Here is a 19,625-nt window from a genome sequence, read left to right on the forward strand (position 1 = left end):
AGTACACCACTGAAGAGTATAAAATATTAATTAAGCTAATTTAGGATATGTTTTTAACCCTAACATTATTCTAAATATGGCTAATAAAACTCTTCCTATGCACAAAATAAAGCAAGTACTGTTGTTTTTAGACAGAGGCGTTTCACAAAGAAATATAGCTCTGCAAACAGGTATAAATCGTCGAACTATAGCGTCCTATTTAGAGCTAGCACAACAAACTAATTATTCATTAGCAGAGCTAGTATCTATGGAAGATAGTGATTTAGCTCAATGTTTAGTTTTAATAGAAAAAGACTCCATTTTAGATAATCAGCGTAGAATTCATTTAGAATCTGTATATTCTTATTTTTTGATAGAATTGAAAAAAATAGGTGTTACTAAATATTTGTTATGGCAAGAGTATATTCTAGAAAATCCTGAAGGCTTTAAATACTCTCGTTTTTGTGAAATTCTGAGTGAGTTTTCAAAGATAAAAGGAGCTACATTAAGCGTTAACCATGAGCCAGGGGAATTAATTGAAGTAGACTTTGCGGGAGACAAATTAACTTATATAGATAGATCTACTGGAGAAATAATATCTTGTCCTGTATTGGTAATGATTCTACCATTTAGTGGATTAGCCTATGTAGAAGCTCTTGTAGATGCAACTGTACCACAAATAATAAAAGCCTTGAATAATGGACTGGCTAGCTTTGGAGGAACTTCAAAATCCATTATCTCTGATAATATGAAACAGTGGGTTAAGAAGGTAAATCGCTATGAACCAGAGTTTAATGAAACACTAGTGCAATGGGCTAATCACAACAACATAAATCTATTAGCTGCAAGACCCTATCAACCAAAAGATAAGGCTTCCGTGGAGAATATGGTTAAAATTACCTACAGACGGGTGTATGCTAAACTCAGAAATGAAGAGTTCTATTCTTTAAAATCTTTGAATAAGAGTATACTTGAAAAAATAAAAGATCACCATTTACTCAACTTTCAAAAGAAAACTTTTAGTCGTCAAGAATTATTTGAAACACAAGAAAAACAAACTTTACAAGTACTCCCATTAACTCCTTATGTGTCTAAAAACTATACTCAAGCAAAAGTTCAAAAGAATTACCATATAGTACTGGGAAAAGATTGGCATTACTATAGTGTTCCTTATCGTTATATAGGCAAACAAGTGCGAATCATCTACTGTACGGACTATGTTGAAATCTATTTTGGCAATGAACGAATTGCAGCACATATAAGAAATTATTCAAAGAACCACTTTACTACAGAGCTTTCCCATCGCCCAAATAATCATCAAGCGTTCTTAGAAAGCCAAACTTGGGATGCGAATCACTATTTAAAAGTAGCTTCTGAATATGGTTCAAATACAGCATTGTATTTTCAAAAAGTTTTAGATAGCAAACCTAATGTTGATCATACTTATCAAATTTGCTTAGGTATCCTGCGTTTAGCTAAATCCCATCCACAACGCATTGAAAAAGCTTGCACAAGAGCTTTAATAGGAGTGCGTTTCAATTATAGCGTGCTAAAAAACATCCTTGATAATAACATGGATATGATAGAAGACGCTGAAATAGAGTTTAAGAAAATACCTGAACACGAAAACCTACGTGGAGCAGAAGCATATAAATAAAACCTTTTTAAATATATAATATTATGAACACAGACAAAACAGTAGAACAACTGAAAAATCTACGACTTACAGCTATGGCTAATCGTTACCAAGCAGCTTGTCAACTACCGATTCACGAGCAACAAAACATTCATGAACTATTAGCTAATATGGCACAGGCTGAAATAGAATATAGGGAGGAAACTAAAACCAAGAGGCTTTTAAAAGCAAGTAAATTGCGTTATAATGCTTTACCTGAACAGATCATATGCAATGAAGAGCGCGGACTTACAAGAGAACAAGTATTAAGACTTTCTGATACCCTTTTTTTAGAAAAATCTGAAAACATACTCATTACAGGTGCTACGGGGTGTGGTAAAAGCTTCTTAGCTTGTGCTATAGGCAGATCGGCTTGTATGTTAGGTTACAAAACAGCCTATTTTAGTATGAGTAACTTCATCGAGAACTTAGCTCAGACAAGATTAGATGGTACTTACCTTAAATGGATTAAGTATATCTCTAATCAACACCTATTAATCCTTGACGATTTTGGACTCAAACCTTTAACTCCAGATGCTAGATTAACTCTGCTTGATATACTTGAAGATCGCTATGGAAAGAGCTGTACAATAATAACTTCTCAACTACCTATTGAGAATTGGTACAACTTTATTGATGAGCCAACTTTAGCTGATGCGATACTTGACAGATTGACAGCTTCTGCACATCGATTAACTTTAAAAGGAAAATCTCTAAGAACAAGAAAAATTTAGTAAATTTGATAATATCAGTGAAGTACATGATTATTTATAAGAGGTAGTCTAACTGGTGTACTTTGTCGGAATGGTGGTGCACTTTCACCGGAATATACATTGTTGAAATGGAAATACTTTATTTACACATTGTAACACTATATCTATAAACTCTTGATGTGCTATAGTCTTTTCATTGTCTTTAGAAAAAACTGGAATAATACAATCATTTCTCAGTTCAATAAGCTCTACTTGTTCTGTATTAGCTTCTATAAATGGCTTTTGAGTAAATCTAGGTGCTACTACTATACTATTTATGCTACTAGCTAGAACTATAGAATTATTTACCTCAATATCCTTTTCAACAGCAGCTACACTTACAGAATTGTCAGGTATAGCTTTCCTGAGTGTATATGGGTTACTACTTTCAGTACGTATTTCTTTATCATTAATAAACTCCATTCTAGGAATAAATCTTTCAGTTATAATTTGCTTGTCCATTGGATAAGAAGTTTTGAGGGTTATTTAATTGGAATAGTTGCGTTTTTTTCTGTTCATACTCAGATTTTAAAACTTGTTGGAATTGAGGATATTTCTTAAACAAAGACAATAACTCCCCAATAGTGATACAATTTTGTATCTTAAAATACAATTGATTCTCTGTTATATCTAATGCTTCATCAGACACTACTGTTCCTTCATTACACCATTCTGCTATAGAAGTACCTATACTTTCATTAATTATAAACTCTGGTTTTCCCATAAAGAGACCTGTTCTATCTTTTGATGACACAGCATAGTGTTTAATATCTACATCAAAGACCAATGTAAATTCATAGTCTAAACCATCTCTTTGAACTGCTTTTAAACCAACTTTTTCTGGAATGTATTTTCCATCCTTCTGATTTAACACATAGTCTTGCTTGGTTCTCATAGTAGTTATAATATGCGCATTACATTGAAGTATCTTAGAAACAAAATTCTTTTGTCTAGGAGTCACTTTACCCCAGTTAGTAAAGGAATTTCCAGCTAATTTGGAATGAAAATCCAGTAATTCATCCCAACAATGGGAGATAGAATCTATAATGATTACCTCCATACCTGCATTTTCACAAATATCAATAGCCTTGATATAGTTTTCAGGAGTATATGGAGGTAATAGAGAAAGTACATTGTAATCTCCTAAATGGGCATACAAGTCTGCACTTCCATTCTCTGTGTCAATTATAGCAACTTTTGAAAAGTTACCATTTGTTAAACCTTGTGCTAGTAGTAAACTGGAATATGTTTTTCCAGAACCTGCACTGCCTTGTAAAGCCATTTTTATCTTGGCTTTCTTTCTTTCAGATTGTCTTAATTGCATAAATTAAAATATTTAAAATGGTTAATATTAAACTGTATAAATAAAAAATAGCCATAAAATTAATTATGGCTATTAGCTTTGATTTACTGTAAAAGATTGATAATGTGGTAAAAAAATAGTAGCTTTGTGCATCAATCACTTGACCTGAAACCTACTACAATAAAGTAGTCCTCCTCTTTTTTCGTGCGTTGTTAAAATCCAAAAACTTCCAATGTGGGGGAGATTTTAAAAGAACCCCCTACGTGGTTCTCAGGAACTAGCTGTCCCTTGAGAGAGAGGAGAATTATAGAGTTTGTCTACTTCTCGTAAAACACATATATAGAGCTCACGAAAAATAGACAAAATCTCAATTAAGTCTAAACTTGCATTCTTCCAATATCATTCAATCCAATTTCAAAAAACAAATCTTCAGACTCTTCTGAAAAATTATAGTCTGGTAAACTAATTAGATTGATAATCTCTAGATTAGATCCTACCTCTTTTACGTTAAGAACAATCTTTACATATTCCCTATTCTCACTTGTTAGTCTGTAGTCCTTTGTAGTGAATAAATCTTTTAATAAAATACTATATAGTATATCTATTTTTTCTAATTCACTTTTATCCCGCATTCTTCTTTTCAATTCATAGATACCAAGTGAAAAGAAGTAATCCTCCTCTACTAAATAATCAACTGTCTCATTGAACCTCTGCACATTTACTCTACTAATAAAAATAGCATCTGGCTTATTCCTTAGATAATTAGCTACTCCACCTCTTGGTCTACACTCTTGTTGTGAAGCTATCATACTATCTCTAAAAACTCCAAGAAATTGATATGCTAATATCCTTTTCTTTTGCAATTCTAAATCTTCTGCAACTATTTCAATACCTTCTGCAATAGCTATACATTCAATTAGATATTGACTTCTTGTATATTCACCATCTACTAATCTTCCCTCAGTGTAATAGTTGATACTATTATAACTATTATTTGCATATAAATACCTTTGTACAAACCCAAGTAACTGTTGCTCAAATAATTTACATAGTCGTGAAGAACCATTAGGTTTGATATTTCCCCACTTACCACTTAAGTCCTTTATCTTTAATTGATATGACTCAAATAAATCACTGCGGAATTGTCTATAAAAATAATAATCATTAAGGTGCATATACAAATCATTGAATATATCTGTTAAATACATCTCTAGATATCTAGCTAGACCTTGTTGTACTTTTCCTTCCTCAAAAAACAATATTGCCTTTAAACTAATTCTTTTCAACCTACAGTTTACAAACTGATTAGCTATAGCACTATAAGTAATATAAGCAGATAAATCACCTCCAAAGAACTGAAGATTACTTAAAAAACCTTCTCCATCATCTAATTTAAACAGCTTATACTCTGGATAAACTAACCTTGTTAAACCTTCTCTTTCAGCTAATCCTACTTGTGTTATCTCATCAACAATTGCTCCTTTCATTTCATTATTATAGAAGCTCTCTTGCAACACATTTTGTTCACTTAGTGGATAATACTTGACTTTAGGTTCTACTTGTTGAGAATTTTTTATTCTATCATAATTTTCCATAAAGAAGTCTCTTTTTGGAATATCACTATAAAATGGTAAAGTAGTATAATCAAACTCGGAAGGTCTTGGTAAAATAATATAAATTTCACCCTTTTTTCTTTGCCTAGCTAAAGCTTGAGTTACAGTATTTATTCCTCCAGAGAAAATTCCATACATATTCTGAAATGGCATCTTACAACTTTGTGAGGGCATAATAATAACAAAAGCATGATTGTCCTTTTCAATATTTATCCCAGTTTTAAAATTTGTCCCAACATTACATTTATCAGGATTATATCTATTCTGAGGCACTATTCTCGAAGTTCTTTGATTTTGAACTAATTCTGATGTGCAGTTATTTATTTCAGTATACTTTTTATATAATACAGAACCTATTCCAGTATCCTTATTATCAATTATATCCTCAGCTAATTTCTTAGAATAAGTCAATATATCTATCTCCTTATCTTTATCAATTAAATCTTGAATTAAAACAGTGATATTTTCATCATCATATTTATAAGTTCTAGCTTGATTATAATACAGATATAAGTCACTCTGCTTATCTTCAAATCTTTTTCTCTGTGATTCTATAATCTGAATTTTGTTGCCAGTTAACTCTGCCATATACTCAATAACCACTTTGGATGCTTCATTAAAAGTAGCACTAACTACAAAGTTCTTGCAAATAGTATCTTTCCATTTCCAGAGATTAAATACATATTTTTCTTTAAAATTATGAATAGTATCATGTATTTCATCATATATAAAAATGGTTTTCTTTTGATTATCAACACAATGCTTAGACAATCTACTTAGATAATCTCTCTTTACTTCAGAATTAATCAATGCATCTTCTCCTGGATTCCCTAACAAACAATTAGTAGTAACAATATGTATGGATTTCTGAAGATAGTCTGAAGTACCTTCTTCCCCAAGCTCTTCATATCTAAAAATAGATTGTTCTGGTATATCTTTAGAAACAAGGGCATTATAATACTGAGTAATCAAGCTCACATAAGGACTAGCTATAAAAACAATATAATCCTCTAACTCAAAATAAGTTTTAACTATCTCAATAATAGAATAGGTTTTTCCTTGCCCTACAGAAGCATTGATTACTACTGTGTTTTTTTCAGCTATATCAATTTCTCTTTGTAATGCTTCATTTATATAACCATTTTCATCAGGTGTAATAATTGTTTTTTCTCCAACATCAAAGTTGGGAAAGAAGTCCTCACGATTAATCTCCTTAAATTCAATAGGGAAATCCTGAAAAGGTAAATTTTGTAATTCCATAAAAAATATTTAGCTGTTAAGTAAATATAAACATCACAGCTAAATATCTTAAATTATTTGTTCTTTAATTTTATGGAAAGCTTCTCAATATGCTCACTAATTTTAGATTGTACGATCTTACCATAATGTTCTTGAGTCATAGAAATTTTAGAATGCCCCAATAACTCTGACACAATTTCCATAGGTACATCATTGTAAAGCAACACTGTAGTAGCAAAAGTCTTTCTAGCTATATGATGAGTTAGGTTCTTTTCAAATCCCAACAGAAATGCTATTTCTTTTAAATAAGAATTAAACTTCTGATTGCTAATTTTAGGAAACACTTTACTTCCATTTTTATGTTCCTGCTCACTAATTATTTGCAATGCTTTTGGAAGTAGTGGAATTGAGATTTCTTTATTGGTTTTCTTACGAGTCATTTTAACCCATCTATTACCATCAAAACCAGTTACAAGGTGCTTGTCTTCCAATTCATACATTTCATTGTATGCAAGTCCAGTATAACAGCAAAAAACAAACATATCACGTATACTAGCTAATCTATTTTGTGAAAAATTAAAGTTCTCTAATTTACACAGCTCAGGTTGTGTTAAGTAAATTATTTCTTTCTTAGGCTTTTTAGCCTTATACAACATAAATGGGTCTTTTACTATATAATCTATTGACTCAGCTACTCTTACTACTCTTCTAAATCTTTGAATACTCTTAAAAATAGTGGTTGGCATATACTTCTTTTCTGTCTTTAAATAATACTCAAAATCAGTAATGAAATTAAAAGTCAATTCTTTGAGAAGAATATCTTTCTTATTAAATCTAAACCACATAAAATCACAAATATGATTCTGAGTGTTATTATATCTCTCCCAACTATTTATAGAAGTTTCAATTCCTACTAGTTTTTTCATTCTACTGTTGTGGTATTCAAAAGCATCCATTAGAGATTTATCTTCATTTTGAGTTTCTCCTTTGTATTGCTTGTAAATATGTTCTACATTAAAGTCTACCTTCTGTAATTGTAGCAATAAAAAAGCCTGATTAATATTGTTCTTAATCAGGCTTATTTGTGAATTGATAAAATTGTTCTCCTCATTAGGAGGATGTGCTTTTTGTTTGGAATTAATCCAATATTCAGGATTTATAAATAATCCTGAAGAAAACTCTTTTCTATTTTTGTGATAGGTAAGCCTACATCTTACAGGGCACTTACCACTTTTATTGGTTCTGTTCTTCTGTAATAAGAATAATATGTTTAGCATTTTTTTTATATTTTAAGATATTTTTATTCTTACTATAAGTGTATTTTAAATAAAAAACCACCTTAAAAGGTGGTTTTTTTCATTATGTGATATTGAGCTCAAGCTTAAAACATCACCACTTTACTATGTTTTTTTTCACGCGTAATTATAATGTTGTATATGTTCTGAATTTGAAATAGATGTTTGATCAATAAACAAAGGATACAGAACATCTAGTGGCAAAGATATTTTTTTACCACAAAGACCTTTCACTGAGTCTTTAATCAAATTAGCAACAAAATTAGTTAAAAAGTGCCCTCTTATCATAGACCAAATTGTTTTTCCAATCTGCTCAATTTTATTACTAACATTAATTACTTCTTCTTCGCTAAAATGACTAGTAAGACCTGTAATAAATCCATCTATTTTTATATCACAAAGTTCCGTAGAGTTCTTGTTTTTTAGAAATCTACAAGAATTTGTACCTAAAATTGAATGCCCCTTTTGATACACTTCATTTGCAATTTCATAAATCAAAATAGGTTTGATTTTATTTTCAAATTCTTGAATTCTTAAACAAATTTCTTCCTCAGTTGCACGCGGTAAATTTTGACCAGCAACTTTACTAAATTTTTTTATAATACTTTTTATTGTACTTAAATTATAAAATGTATTTTCAATTGAGTGACCATAAGTTGTAAATATTCTTTCATGAGTCAAATTAATATCTAAAAAATCACTATAATCATTATCTTTCGCTACATAGATATTAACATTATCATCTAGGATTTTACTTACATATTTCTCTAATTCTTTGACACCTCCGACTTCTTCCACATGAACATTTTTATTAGAAATTCTAAAAATATGTTCCCAGAAAATAACATCATCATCACCTTCAACATAAATACTAAAATCACAATTATAGAAACTCGGAATCACCTCCAAAGCATCATTTGAATACTCTAAACTATCCATTTATAATCTTCTCCATATTTATCATGTTATTCTTATATTTCCCTACAATTTCAGGAGAATGAGTTGCAACAATTATTTGCGAATTCGGATTTAATTGACTTATTGAAGATATCACTTTTCTCTGCCATTCAATATGTAAAGACAATTCAGGTTCATCAGCAATAAATATTGTTTCAGTCTCTTTTTGTAATAAAGTTTCGGTCAAAAGAATTATCAATTGTTTTTCACCTGAAGACAATTGAGACATGTCTATTTCATCTTGCTCTTTAAAAATACTTAACCCTCCTATTTTACTATCTTGAAGATTAAATTTTTTATTTTTAGTGTCTTGAAATTCATTTAATAAAAAAATATATTTATTTAGTCTTCGGAAAATATTGTTTTTATTTTTTTCTAATTTATTTGATAATTCAATTATATTATTTGTTCGTCTTAATAAAGTAATTGGAGTTATATCATTAGCATATAACCCTTGCTCAGGATTAGTATTTGCTTTATTTATACTCTCTGATGCCTTTTTAATAGCTTCGATATGTTTATCAATAGATTCTGAAATTTGGTCATCCAAAATGCCCAAACCATTATAAGCTTGTTTAAGACCTATTTGAATTTTACGTATATCTAATTTAATTGGCTCATTTAGCCTTACATTATCAAATTCCTCATTAAAGAGCATTGTTTTTAAAACATTTTCTTGAAAGTCTTTTGAATGTTTCGACAACTCTGTTTCTAGTTGTAGTTGATAAGCTCTAAGATCTCCTATCAATTCTTCAAGTCTAATATCAATTGAATTATATATATCTTCTTTGCGTCTTTCAGTGTACTCATCCTTAATTAATTTCTCTCTACTTACTGATAGATAAGAAACATTAGTGAGAGATTGTAACTCTTCTTTTACTGTACTTATTTCTCTGTATAGGTGTGGTGAAAACCTACCATTATTCCTTTTTAAATATCTAATTTCTCTATTTGGAACAATAGGCAGGTCAAATTTTTTCTTTCCAATTTTATATTGAAGAAGATGATATTGAAAATTTTGTTCAATTTTTGTAACTTCAATTTTTCTCCTACGATTATTACTTTTTAAATTTATTACTATTTCAGTAAATGGAATATTATATAGTAACTCTAAGTCCGCTGTTAATACAGCTTGTAACAAATTTATAAAAGTGGTTTTTCCAGTGCCATTTCTACCAATGAAGATATTAACATCATCATTAAAATTTGTTTTTATAATTTGGTTTCCCCAAAAGCCTTTTATTTCAATATCTTTTATTTTTAACATAAGATTCACAGGGTTAAATTAGATAGATTCTTCAAAACTAACAGTTTTTATTTAAAAATTATTCATCTCAATTATTTTTACAAAAATAACTAGAGTAAACTTACCATAATACTTTAAAAGTAGTAAAAGTAAATTCGATACAATTATACAAAATAAAAAGATAGTACGCCTAAGAAAAAATATGGTACACCTATATGCACACCTAATCAGTAAATAAATAGCATATACACAATTATCTCTTTACTAATGTAGCTACACAAAGGATAAGAAATCAAGTAGTTATAAAACAAAAAAATCCCGCAAGTAAAACTTACGGGATTATTGCAGAGAGGAAGGGATTCGAACCCTCGATACCCTTTTGGAGTATACACACTTTCCAGGCGTGCGCCTTCGACCACTCGGCCACCTCTCTAATTCGAGTGCAAATATAGGATATATATCGGTTGTAAAAAGTTTTTTTTTGCTGTAGATGCAATTTTATTTTATTTTAAAAAAGCAAACGACCATAAAAGGGGTTTAGCGATTTATTTGGCGAACACATCCCACGAAAAGCGCAGTATGGTTAGTCCGACGATAATCAGGAAGAAAATCCGCACAAAGGAGTTTCCCTTGAGCAAAGCCAAGCGAACGCCTAAATACGCCCCTAACAGATTGAATACCGCCATGGGAATGGCGTATTGATACAAGATGTGCCCCGACTGCGCAAAGTACAGCATAGCGGCTATATTGGTCGCCACGTTGATGTATTTGGCGCTGGTGGTGGCTTGTAAGAAGTCGTAACCGATTAGGGATACAAAGGCCAATAACAGAAAGGTTCCCGTTCCCGGACCGATCATACCGTCATAAAATCCTATGGCAAACCCGAATACCAGTCCCACGACCAACTGATTGATTCTGCTGCGGGTTTGCTGCGATTGCAATCCGAAGTCCTTGCGGGAATAGGTATATACCGCAATACTGATCAGCAGCACCAAGATAACGGGTTTGATTCCCGCACCACTGACCTGCGTAATCGCATAGGCCCCCAAGAGCGCACCGACAAAGGCCAAGGCAGCTATGGGCATCAACAGCTTCCAATCTACAGCCACGTTTTTGGAATAGCGGTAAGCGGAAAAAGCGGTACCGCTCAACGAAGGAATTTTGGTGGTACCAAATAGCGTCGCTATGGGATACTGCGGTAAAATGACCAGCATGGCCGGCGTTTGCAGCAGTCCCCCTCCGCCCACAATCGAATCGATAAATCCCGCACATAGCGATACCAAACACAGCAATAGGGTTTCAGAGGTAAACAAATCACCGATTAATACTTCCATTAATTTTTGTTGTAATCAGCCGTTGCGCCTGCAACTGCTTTCGTTTTTAAATAAGTTCCTTTCCCGACCTAGCGCTTACACCAAATGTTGGTGGTCTCGTTTGTCTATAAAAGTGGTGGGTTTACGGTTCATCGGATTAAAGACAATTTTTTGCAATTCCTCCCAGTCGTTAAACACTATGCGCGGTGTCACCCGCAATTTGGCCCTAAAGAGATCTTTGATCACGTTTAGAAAATGCGGAGAACTGTCGGTGGTAACGATGCGAATCAGTATGTCATCCGTGCCGATATCGTTGTTGGAAATCTCGATCAGATGCAGTTTGATCTCATCGAAGGACGCGAGCAAATCGTGCATGGCTGGTGGATACAAAGTGGTTCCCTTGTATTTGATCATGTGCTGCTTGCGCCCTTCTACCGGGCCTATTCTATAAGTAGTTCTTCCACAGCCACAGTCCGATTGGTGTTTGCGCACCATATCGCCGGTTTTAAAGCGCAGCAACGGCAGGGCTTCGATGCCCAAAGTCGTTACAGTTAACTCGCCTATTTGTCCGGCTGCCACCTCTCGGTTGTCGTCGTCCAAAATCTCGGTGATGATCAATTCCGGGTGGTGGTGCCCCCCTTGTAAGTACTGACACTCGGTAAAGGCCGCGCTCATTTCGGTAGAGGCATAGGTCGAAAACAAGTGTATGTCCCATTTATCGGTAATGCGCTGCGCGAGGATATTGGGTTTTAAATCGGCTGTTCTCAGGGTTTCTCCAATGCAGATTACCCCGCGAATACTCGATTGCTGATAATCGATGTGGTTGTTTTCGGCAAATTCGATGAGTTTTAGCAAAAATGACGGTACGCCGATCAGGTATTTGGGTTGGTATTTGAGGATGGAGTCCCATTGCAATTGCGGAATACCCGCTCCCACCCGAATCACTCCGGCACCGAGTTTGCGCAATCCCAGAAAATACGCCAGTCCCGCCATAAAGCGACGGTCCATTGTGGTCATCAATTGCACCACATCGCCTTTTTGTATACCGGCGCACTGAAAGGAAATCATCTCGTTATAGGCCAAACGGTCCAAATCGCCGTCGGTCAGTCCAAAGGTTACCGGATTGCCCAAGGTACCCGAGGTGGTGGCATAGTCGATGATGCTCGTTTTGGGCACGCAAAAGAAGTCGTCGTTAAACGCCTGCAAGTCGTCTTTAGTCGTTACGGGCAATAGCGTCAAATCCTCCAGGGATTGTATGGAGGCAACATCGATTGCCGCCGCTTTAAACTGCCTGCGGTAATAGGGTGAATACGCACTGAGATAAGCCAGGAGTTCCCTGAGTTTACCCTCTTGAAATGTTTTTATCGCCGCTGTGGAGGCCAACTCTATTGATGGTATTATCTGCATCGTCTCTCAATTTTTCGCAGGTATTTCTCAACCCGTGTTGCTTCTGTTTGGGTGGTAATCTCTTTGCTCTTTGCCTTTTCAAACTCGATTTGAGCCAATTTTAAATAGCCCTTTTGAAAAAAATATTTTCCCGCCCAAAAATACACGGACCAAAGTTCGGGATTTAAATTTTGATATGCCTGCATTTCAAGTGGAGAAATAGGAGATTTATCGGCGATTAATCGCTGTATTTCGCGGTCTCGGATTCGAAACTTCTCGTAATTTTTATAGGCGGCGGTTTCCAGAAACGGATCCTTTGCCAAGGTTAAGCTGTCGATGCCCAATTGGCGTATGCCGGGCGCTTGTCCGTCGAATATTTCACGCAGGTCGTAGGCGACAAACTCGCCGAGTTGGTAGGGATTGGACGAAACCCACACCAAGCGTTGTTCGGGTTTAAAAATCACCGCATGATGTGCCAATAGTTGATTTAGGGCTTTTTCGTTGCCGTAGCCTAATTTCTGTCCTTTTAAGCCGTCTTTATCCCTAAGAATTGCGGCCATCTTTGCGGGGTTGAGCGCATCGCCTTGGGCGATGACTTCCTGCATTTTATCCCAGCGGTAGGCGGAATGGCTCGTCGCTATTTGCGCGGTATTGCGCGCATCCGACTCATAGGTTTCGCTCTGAAAGTGGTTGGAACACAAAATGTAATTGTTGTTTTCCACGCGGAAGACGTCGAATTTTTTGGGCGAAATCTCCAACAGTACCACTTGCCTATCGGCGGCACTGCCCACCATAATCGATTCGGATACAAACACTTTTTTATCCCGAGCTATCGCAATGGCCTCGTCTAGGGTGGAGGCGTATTGTAAAATTTCTCGGGCCAAAATCGAAATCGGCGTTTTGGCCTTTAGGGGAATGCTCGATTTTGCCGCGTTGATCGTCACGGTTAGCCCGCGCTCATTCATACCCGATACCACGCCTATCATGCCCGGCCAGGTTACCGACATAAACGCATGTCCCTGATCGGGTTTGACAAAGGCTATAAGCTTGTTTTTGGCAAAATCATCGCCGGCATAAAAGTCAAAATTGCGACCGATAATCAGGGAGCCGTCTTCGGATTTATCGTCCCATACCGCCAAGGAGGAACAACCGACCAAGGCCAGGTCCTGAAAGGCGTGACCGATATCGTGTGCCCCGTGCAGATACATATTGCGCTGGTAGGGATTGCCCAAAAAGCTGTAGCGCTCGGAGGCGTATTGTGAGAGGCCAAAAATCTCGGTTTGGTATTCCCGGGGAATGTGTTGTTGAATATCGCGGTTGTAATATTTGAGCAGCTTGACCAACAGCCGTTGCTTCCAGGCCGAGGGAACCAATTCTTCTACTTTTGAAAAGAATACCTGTTCTTGAAAGTGGTACAAATCCTGCGTTAAGGCACCGGTTTTATAACCGATTTGCAACGCATCGCCAGAGGTGTAAAGCTCCCAAAGTTGTTGGCGGTTTTTGATTAAAAAATTATCTCCGACAGCCGATGTGGAGTCGTCGATCTGAACCAACTGCGGTAGGCGGTTGTCAAAACCCTCTAGATTCGGGGCTTCGCTCCATTTCTTTTTAACCATACAGGAGCTCAACAGCAAGAGCAGCACCAAAAGGCTGCAAGGACTAATGGTCTTCATAAGCATCGAGTTCTCGGTGTACACGATCTAACAAATGGTCGCGGCCCAAAATTTCTGAGCAGGTTACGAATGCACCTATGGTCACGCCCAATATGCCGTGCATACCCACGTTTTGTCCGGTAAAGAAAAAATTGCCCAGTTTGGAGCGCGCCGATATAAACGTTTTCATCGGGTTGTTGGCATCTTTGACAAAGCCATACATATTTCCGTTTTCCGCACCTATAAAATCGCGGTACGACAAGGGAGAAGAGGTATACATGTGGGCCACTGCTGCGCGAATTGCCGGAAATTTCTTTTCCAGCTGTTTGAGTATCAGTTCGGCCTTTTCCAATTTAAAGCGTTCATAGGATTCGCTGCGGCTCTTTTTGTCTTGTATGGTCGAGATGTTGAAGCTGTCTTCCCAGCGTTCAAACTCCTTGATGTCCATATAACTCATCACCGTCATGCTTTCGGCCCATTGTTGGTCTTTGACCGAGCAGTTCATCGTGGAAACCACCAGATTCGGCCAGGTTTCTACGGGTTGCTCAAAGGTGTTCCACACCGATTCTATGGCGTCAAAATGGTAGGTGTTGTAATTTTGATAGGGAAAGGAATTCGGTTTTAACACCAAATAGACCGTAAACACAGACGGCACCACTTCCAAGGCTTTAATTCGACGGGCAAAGGGCTTGGAAAAACGCTGTTCTCCCACCATTTCCAAGGTGTTTTTTAGATTGATATTCGAAATAAACTCCTTGCCATAATAGCGTTTCCCCGCCTTGGTGATACAGGCTTTTACCTGGTTGTCCTCGAAGTGAAAACCGACGACCTCGGTGTGTTTATAGGTTTCTCCTCCGTGTTTTTTGAGTTCTTTAATCAGTAATTTTGAGATCTGACTGCCTCCATTCAAACACCTCCAAGAGCTGTTGATGTAGGAGTTTATCGACAGGGCATGTACGTACAGCGGGCTGCGATCGGCATCGCCTACATAGAGGAAATTCGTTCCGGCCAAGATGGCTTTGAGCTTCTCATTGGTGGTTACCGTATCAAAATACGCCTTGGCCTTGATCGACAACACCGCTTCGTCATAACCATTGCCCTTTTCTAAGGTATACATGGGAAAGGCGTGACACATCTCCTTGATCTTAGCCAGATAAGCCCGTAGGTTATCGGCTTCTTCGGGAAAATAAGGCAGCAACTGGCGCACGAAATTTTCATACCCCTGTGCGTGCGGATACTGGTTGTCGTCGCCGTCAAAGGTTACCACATCATAGCGGTCGCGATCCATGCGCTGCAGCTTTAAATCCTTCATTATACCCAAATACGTAAAGTACTTGTACAGGTTTTGCCCCTTATCCAATCCGCCGATATAGTGCACTCCGGTATCAAAGATGGTTTTGTCGCGCACAAAGGTCTGTAAGTTGCCTCCATACTGGTTGTTTTTCTCCAATACGCAGACCTTCTTGCCTTCTTTGGCCAGGATAACCGCCGAGGCCAAACCGCCCAAACCGCTTCCAATCACGACTACATCATATTCTTTATGCTCCATTTTTCAAACGATTTAATACAGAGATCGACGCATCACTCCAGCTGACTTCAAACGAATCCAACGGTAAACCACTGGTATCGATCACCTTGAGGACAATAAGGGTTTTTATAGATGCCGGTACGCACTCCAGGTTGTATGCTGTTGTAATCAGTAAGAACTCACAATCTGTACTGGCTTCGCTTAGATTTGTCAGATAGGTGATATCCCTAATCTTAGACAGGTAATTGGTTTGTGCCACGGCTCTGTGTTCCTCATCAATGATCCACGTCTGTACTTTTCTCTTGGCTTCTTGCAAGGTAAGCATAAAGTCTTTCTGTCCGTAATCGTTGGCGATATGTAAAATCACCGCAGTTGCAGGTATATGTGTATTCCATGAATGTATAGCGGTTTTAGAGTCTTCAAAATCGCTTTTAACCGCTTTTTCTATCTCGTAATCCTTATAGCGGTAACTGAGCAGTAATTTCTTTTTGAAGTACGACTCCCCTTCTAATTCGCGACGAATAGCGCTGAATTCCGCCTTGAAATGACGGCTGATCTTTTTGGTACGCTCGGCGTAATTGGCCCCAAAAGAGGGGTCGTCATAACGGATGCGCTTGCCGATAACATTGATGATTTGCCCGTCGTAAATAATGTGATCGCCCTTGGGAATCACCTCGGAATTTCCGTGTATATAAATCGGTAACACGTCGATTTTCAACGCTTCGGCCAAGTAAAAAGCTCCTTTGTGAAAGCGCTTGACATCGTTGTCTATCGATCGGGTTCCCTCGGGGAATATCATCAGCGAAAACCCCTGATCTGTGCGTTCCTTTAATCGATCCAAGCTGTTTTCTATACCTTGAGATACCGGGTAAAATCCGGCCATACGCACCACCCTACCAAAAATAGGTGAATTGTAAACCCAATCGTTGATCAGGAAAACGATATTGGGATGCACCATTCCAATGGCCAGCGTATCCAAAAACGAGGTGTGGTTGGAGATGATTATGGCGGATTTGCTAAAGTCCTCTTCGTTTCTGTTGAGGAGCCCCTTTTTTACAAAAGGATTCAAATACAATACCGAAGTCATAAACCACGACATGCCCTTGCTAAAAACCCGATATTTCTTTAGTTTACTCACCGGAGCCACTATCATAAACAAGCGAGTACTCAGCGAAAACAATACCCCTACCAGGCCGTAATACAGGAATGAAAAACACGAATGGAAAAACAAGCGCAGGGTAATGGGTGATTTTCCGTGTTTGGGACGGTTGATGATAAACACTCTAAACAACAAAGGATAGAGTACAAATGTAATCATCACCGCGGCAAACATTCCAATAAGGGAGACCAGTGAAATGGATTTTAAGGCGGGATGCTTGGCAAAAATCAGGGCTCCAATAGCCAAAATCGTCGTTAAGACCGCCAATAGGATTGAAGTTCGGTAAGCCGGCATTTCATCCTTGCCGGTGGAGTACTCCTTTTGTAGGGCAGCGGTCATAAAAATGGTAAAATCCACGCCATGACCAAACACCAACGTACACACTATGGTACTAAAAATATTAAATTCAATCTGAAACAACCCCATGAGTCCCATGGTTACCAAACCGGTAAGCACTATGGGAATCATACTGATGATGACCAGTTCGATGCGTCGGAAGAACACCCATAGAATCAGCACGATTGCCACAAAGGAATAATTGATAAGCTGATTAAAATCGTTGACCAGTTCACCCAAAAAGGTTTCGTTCATCTTTTGGCGATCAATGACCAACAAATTCTGCTGATCGGCCAAATCTGCTACAAAGTCTTCTCGTTTGCTGTGGTCCAACTTCACCACGGTAGACACGGTATAAAAATCCTTTTCGCGCGAGATAAACTCCGCGAGGATCTGCGGATTTAATCCTTGATAGTCCTCTAGTGAAATCGGGCTAAAAGGCGTTTGCAGCAGCTGGTAAAACCCTTGGTAGGTTTGCGGTTTAAAGCCGTAGGTTTCGCCTGCCTTAATCAACTGCTGTCTCAAAGCGGTGGTGTCGACCGTAGTGCTCCAAAATGCCTCCCAACGCTGCAAGCGTTCGCGCTGGTCTTTTTGCGATAATACCAAACCGCCCAAGGAGCTGAAATTTACGATTTCACCACGTTGTTGCTGTTGGTTTAAACGGTGAAACAAAGCGGTGTTTTCCTCGATTAGCGCATCGACATCGGTACCGTATTTGGCCAAGTAAATCGCCTTGGTTTGGATATCGGCACTGGATTCCAATTTGGCTTCGGCTTGTTTGAGTTCTTCTGGAAAAAAGTTGAGTTTGGACAGGTTATCGTCAAAGCCCACTTTGTGAAAGGTAAACAGACTCAACACGATGAGTACGACACAGGACAAAATAAGCAGTTTGCTCTTGTCGAAATCGAAACGCGCCAGTTTGTCTACTATGGTTTGGTTTTCTTCCAGGGTTTTGTTGGGACGGTACAGATGCGGAATCATCAGCAGTGAAATAATCCCCGAAGCCATTACGGTAATCGAGGCAAAAACGCCCAAATCCTTTAAGGATTCCGAATTGACAAACAGCAGGCATAAAAAGGCAATAGCCGTGGTACCGCTACTCATTAAAATCGGTTTGGTGATTTCTTTATACAGGCTTTTGGTATCGCTACTGTGCTTGTAGTGCGTCATAATATGCAAGGCATAATCTATGGTTATTCCCAGCAAAACCGCACCGATACTCAGGGAAATCGCCGAGATGGAATCCTTTAAAAAGTACAAAATCATCAGGGCAAATAAGCCGCTAAACAGGGAGGGAATAAAGATGATGATGGGAATATAAATCTTTTTATAAAAAAAGATCAGGATCAACATCAGGGCACACATCGAAATCAGTACTGTGGTTTGTATGTCGTGTTTGATTTGCTTGGCATTGGCCACAGCGACAAAGGAAGGTCCGAAATAATCTAGGGTCGCCTTTTGCGAAAACCCCTGGTTGATGTGTGCTTTAATCGCGTTTAACTCGCCGGTAAACACGGTATTTTGCTCGGTTTCGCTACCGGATAAATTGGGGTTGATAAACAGCAGTAATTTGGATTCGTCTTGAGAAACCACAAAGCCGTTGTACAGTTTATAGTCGTCACTGAGGTTGAGTTTTTGCAGCTTTTTTAGGGCGATAAAACCAATTCCCGCCGGGTCTTTTAAGAGGAACTCCTTGGCGACCATACCCGTGGGGGAAACCAAGGTTTTATAATTGTTTTCCACCAATAACGGCAGGCTATCTGCCTGTAGTTTTCGCTGGATCGACGGATAATCTTCCGCCTCTAAAAACAGCGGTAGATGCGCGTAGATAAAATCGAAAGTCTCGCTGATGTTATCGTCGTCCAGTTGTCCTTGAATCGTATTGATATACGGGGATAAACGCTGTATGCTATCGAGGAAAACCTGTGCCATTTCCGATAAGTCTTCGGTGGTTCCCAAGGAATCCCGCTCTATGATGACCGATATTTTGTCGGCAAATTTGAGCTGTTTTAACACCTTAGAGCTGATCGTGGTCTTTTCGTTTTTGGGAATAATTCGGGTTATATCCTCTTCAAATTTAATCTGAGAAGCAAAATAGCCCATAATAGCTAATGCGACTAACGACAACAAAATCGAAAGGGTTTTATTCCGGTTGACCCGTAAAAATATCTGGTAAAAAAACTGATGCATAA

At 37.5% G+C, this 19,625-nt stretch carries 13 protein-coding genes and 1 tRNA gene; 2 read left to right on the forward strand and 12 right to left on the reverse strand.

Features of this window, described 5'->3' with window-relative positions; all coding sequences use genetic code 11:
• The first annotated feature begins 76 nt into the window (after nucleotides 1-76).
• Together istA and istB are read left to right on the forward strand one after the other, a co-directional pair.
• A complete protein-coding gene (istA, locus tag ACQZ43_RS03320) occupies nucleotides 77-1,636 on the forward strand; it encodes an IS21 family transposase (protein ID WP_430614454.1) in 1,560 nt (519 codons plus the stop codon).
• A gap of 23 nt (nucleotides 1,637-1,659) precedes the next feature.
• Nucleotides 1,660-2,388, forward strand: coding sequence for an IS21-like element helper ATPase IstB (gene istB / locus ACQZ43_RS03325; RefSeq protein ID WP_430613386.1), 729 nt, complete (start codon nucleotides 1,660-1,662; stop codon nucleotides 2,386-2,388).
• A gap of 84 nt (nucleotides 2,389-2,472) precedes the next feature.
• On the opposite strand, the gene ACQZ43_RS03330 is transcribed toward istB, so the two are convergent.
• From ACQZ43_RS03330 to ACQZ43_RS03385, 12 genes are all read right to left on the reverse strand, one after another.
• Nucleotides 2,473-2,868, reverse strand: coding sequence for a DUF3871 family protein (locus ACQZ43_RS03330; RefSeq protein ID WP_430614455.1), 396 nt, complete (start codon nucleotides 2,866-2,868; stop codon nucleotides 2,473-2,475).
• Nucleotides 2,846-3,730: an ATP-binding protein gene (locus tag ACQZ43_RS03335; protein ID WP_430614456.1), complete on the reverse strand. Its 885-nt coding sequence runs from the start codon at nucleotides 3,728-3,730 to the stop codon at nucleotides 2,846-2,848. Before ACQZ43_RS03335 ends, ACQZ43_RS03330 begins: the two co-directional genes overlap by 23 nt.
• Before the next feature lie 356 nt (nucleotides 3,731-4,086).
• Nucleotides 4,087-6,582 carry a DEAD/DEAH box helicase gene (locus ACQZ43_RS03340; protein WP_430614457.1) on the reverse strand — a complete coding sequence of 832 codons (2,496 nt, stop codon included), beginning with the start codon at nucleotides 6,580-6,582 and terminating at the stop codon, nucleotides 4,087-4,089.
• Between the two features lie 53 nt (nucleotides 6,583-6,635).
• Entirely contained in the window at nucleotides 6,636-7,838 is a 1,203-nt protein-coding gene (locus ACQZ43_RS03345; RefSeq protein ID WP_430614458.1) for a tyrosine-type recombinase/integrase, read from the reverse strand.
• A gap of 135 nt (nucleotides 7,839-7,973) precedes the next feature.
• Entirely contained in the window at nucleotides 7,974-8,795 is an 822-nt protein-coding gene (locus ACQZ43_RS03350) for a DUF4435 domain-containing protein (protein WP_430614459.1), read from the reverse strand.
• Nucleotides 8,788-10,080, reverse strand: a complete 1,293-nt coding sequence (locus ACQZ43_RS03355) for an AAA family ATPase (RefSeq protein WP_430614460.1) — start codon at nucleotides 10,078-10,080, stop codon at nucleotides 8,788-8,790. The genes ACQZ43_RS03350 and ACQZ43_RS03355 overlap by 8 nt, the downstream gene beginning before the upstream one ends.
• A gap of 324 nt (nucleotides 10,081-10,404) precedes the next feature.
• Nucleotides 10,405-10,492 (reverse strand) — tRNA-Ser (locus ACQZ43_RS03360).
• Between the two features lie 112 nt (nucleotides 10,493-10,604).
• A complete protein-coding gene (locus ACQZ43_RS03365; RefSeq protein ID WP_430614461.1) occupies nucleotides 10,605-11,393 on the reverse strand; it encodes a sulfite exporter TauE/SafE family protein in 789 nt (262 codons plus the stop codon).
• 75 nt (nucleotides 11,394-11,468) lie between these two features.
• A complete protein-coding gene (locus ACQZ43_RS03370; protein WP_430614463.1) occupies nucleotides 11,469-12,779 on the reverse strand; it encodes a phenylacetate--CoA ligase family protein in 1,311 nt (436 codons plus the stop codon).
• On the reverse strand, nucleotides 12,770-14,431 hold the full coding sequence (locus ACQZ43_RS03375) for a C45 family autoproteolytic acyltransferase/hydolase (protein WP_430614464.1): 1,662 nt from the start codon (nucleotides 14,429-14,431) through the stop codon (nucleotides 12,770-12,772). Before ACQZ43_RS03375 ends, ACQZ43_RS03370 begins: the two co-directional genes overlap by 10 nt.
• On the reverse strand, nucleotides 14,418-15,959 hold the full coding sequence (locus ACQZ43_RS03380) for a phytoene desaturase family protein (RefSeq protein WP_430614465.1): 1,542 nt from the start codon (nucleotides 15,957-15,959) through the stop codon (nucleotides 14,418-14,420). The genes ACQZ43_RS03375 and ACQZ43_RS03380 overlap by 14 nt, the downstream gene beginning before the upstream one ends.
• Nucleotides 15,949-19,623 (reverse strand): MMPL family transporter, encoded by a 3,675-nt coding sequence (locus ACQZ43_RS03385; protein WP_430614466.1) that lies wholly within the window; start codon nucleotides 19,621-19,623, stop codon nucleotides 15,949-15,951. The genes ACQZ43_RS03380 and ACQZ43_RS03385 overlap by 11 nt, the downstream gene beginning before the upstream one ends.
• Between the last annotated feature and the right edge of the window lie 2 nt (nucleotides 19,624-19,625).

Source organism: Flavobacterium sp. JP2137, from assembly GCF_050562195.1.
Taxonomy (GTDB): Bacteria; Bacteroidota; Bacteroidia; order Flavobacteriales; family Flavobacteriaceae; genus Flavobacterium.

Excerpts from the sequence above, each read along its gene's own strand:
- istA (WP_430614454.1), top strand. The coding sequence starts at position 77 with ATGGCTAATAAAACTCTTCCTATGCACAAAATAAAGCAAGTACTGTTG.
- istB (WP_430613386.1), top strand. The coding sequence starts at position 1,660 with ATGAACACAGACAAAACAGTAGAACAACTGAAAAATCTACGACTTACA.
- ACQZ43_RS03330 (WP_430614455.1), bottom strand. The coding sequence starts at position 2,868 with ATGGACAAGCAAATTATAACTGAAAGATTTATTCCTAGAATGGAGTTT.
- ACQZ43_RS03335 (WP_430614456.1), bottom strand. The coding sequence starts at position 3,730 with ATGCAATTAAGACAATCTGAAAGAAAGAAAGCCAAGATAAAAATGGCT.
- ACQZ43_RS03340 (WP_430614457.1), bottom strand. The coding sequence starts at position 6,582 with ATGGAATTACAAAATTTACCTTTTCAGGATTTCCCTATTGAATTTAAG.
- ACQZ43_RS03345 (WP_430614458.1), bottom strand. The coding sequence starts at position 7,838 with ATGCTAAACATATTATTCTTATTACAGAAGAACAGAACCAATAAAAGT.
- ACQZ43_RS03350 (WP_430614459.1), bottom strand. The coding sequence starts at position 8,795 with ATGGATAGTTTAGAGTATTCAAATGATGCTTTGGAGGTGATTCCGAGT.
- ACQZ43_RS03355 (WP_430614460.1), bottom strand. The coding sequence starts at position 10,080 with ATGTTAAAAATAAAAGATATTGAAATAAAAGGCTTTTGGGGAAACCAA.
- ACQZ43_RS03365 (WP_430614461.1), bottom strand. The coding sequence starts at position 11,393 with ATGGAAGTATTAATCGGTGATTTGTTTACCTCTGAAACCCTATTGCTG.
- ACQZ43_RS03370 (WP_430614463.1), bottom strand. The coding sequence starts at position 12,779 with ATGCAGATAATACCATCAATAGAGTTGGCCTCCACAGCGGCGATAAAA.
- ACQZ43_RS03375 (WP_430614464.1), bottom strand. The coding sequence starts at position 14,431 with ATGAAGACCATTAGTCCTTGCAGCCTTTTGGTGCTGCTCTTGCTGTTG.
- ACQZ43_RS03380 (WP_430614465.1), bottom strand. The coding sequence starts at position 15,959 with ATGGAGCATAAAGAATATGATGTAGTCGTGATTGGAAGCGGTTTGGGC.
- ACQZ43_RS03385 (WP_430614466.1), bottom strand. The coding sequence starts at position 19,623 with ATGCATCAGTTTTTTTACCAGATATTTTTACGGGTCAACCGGAATAAA.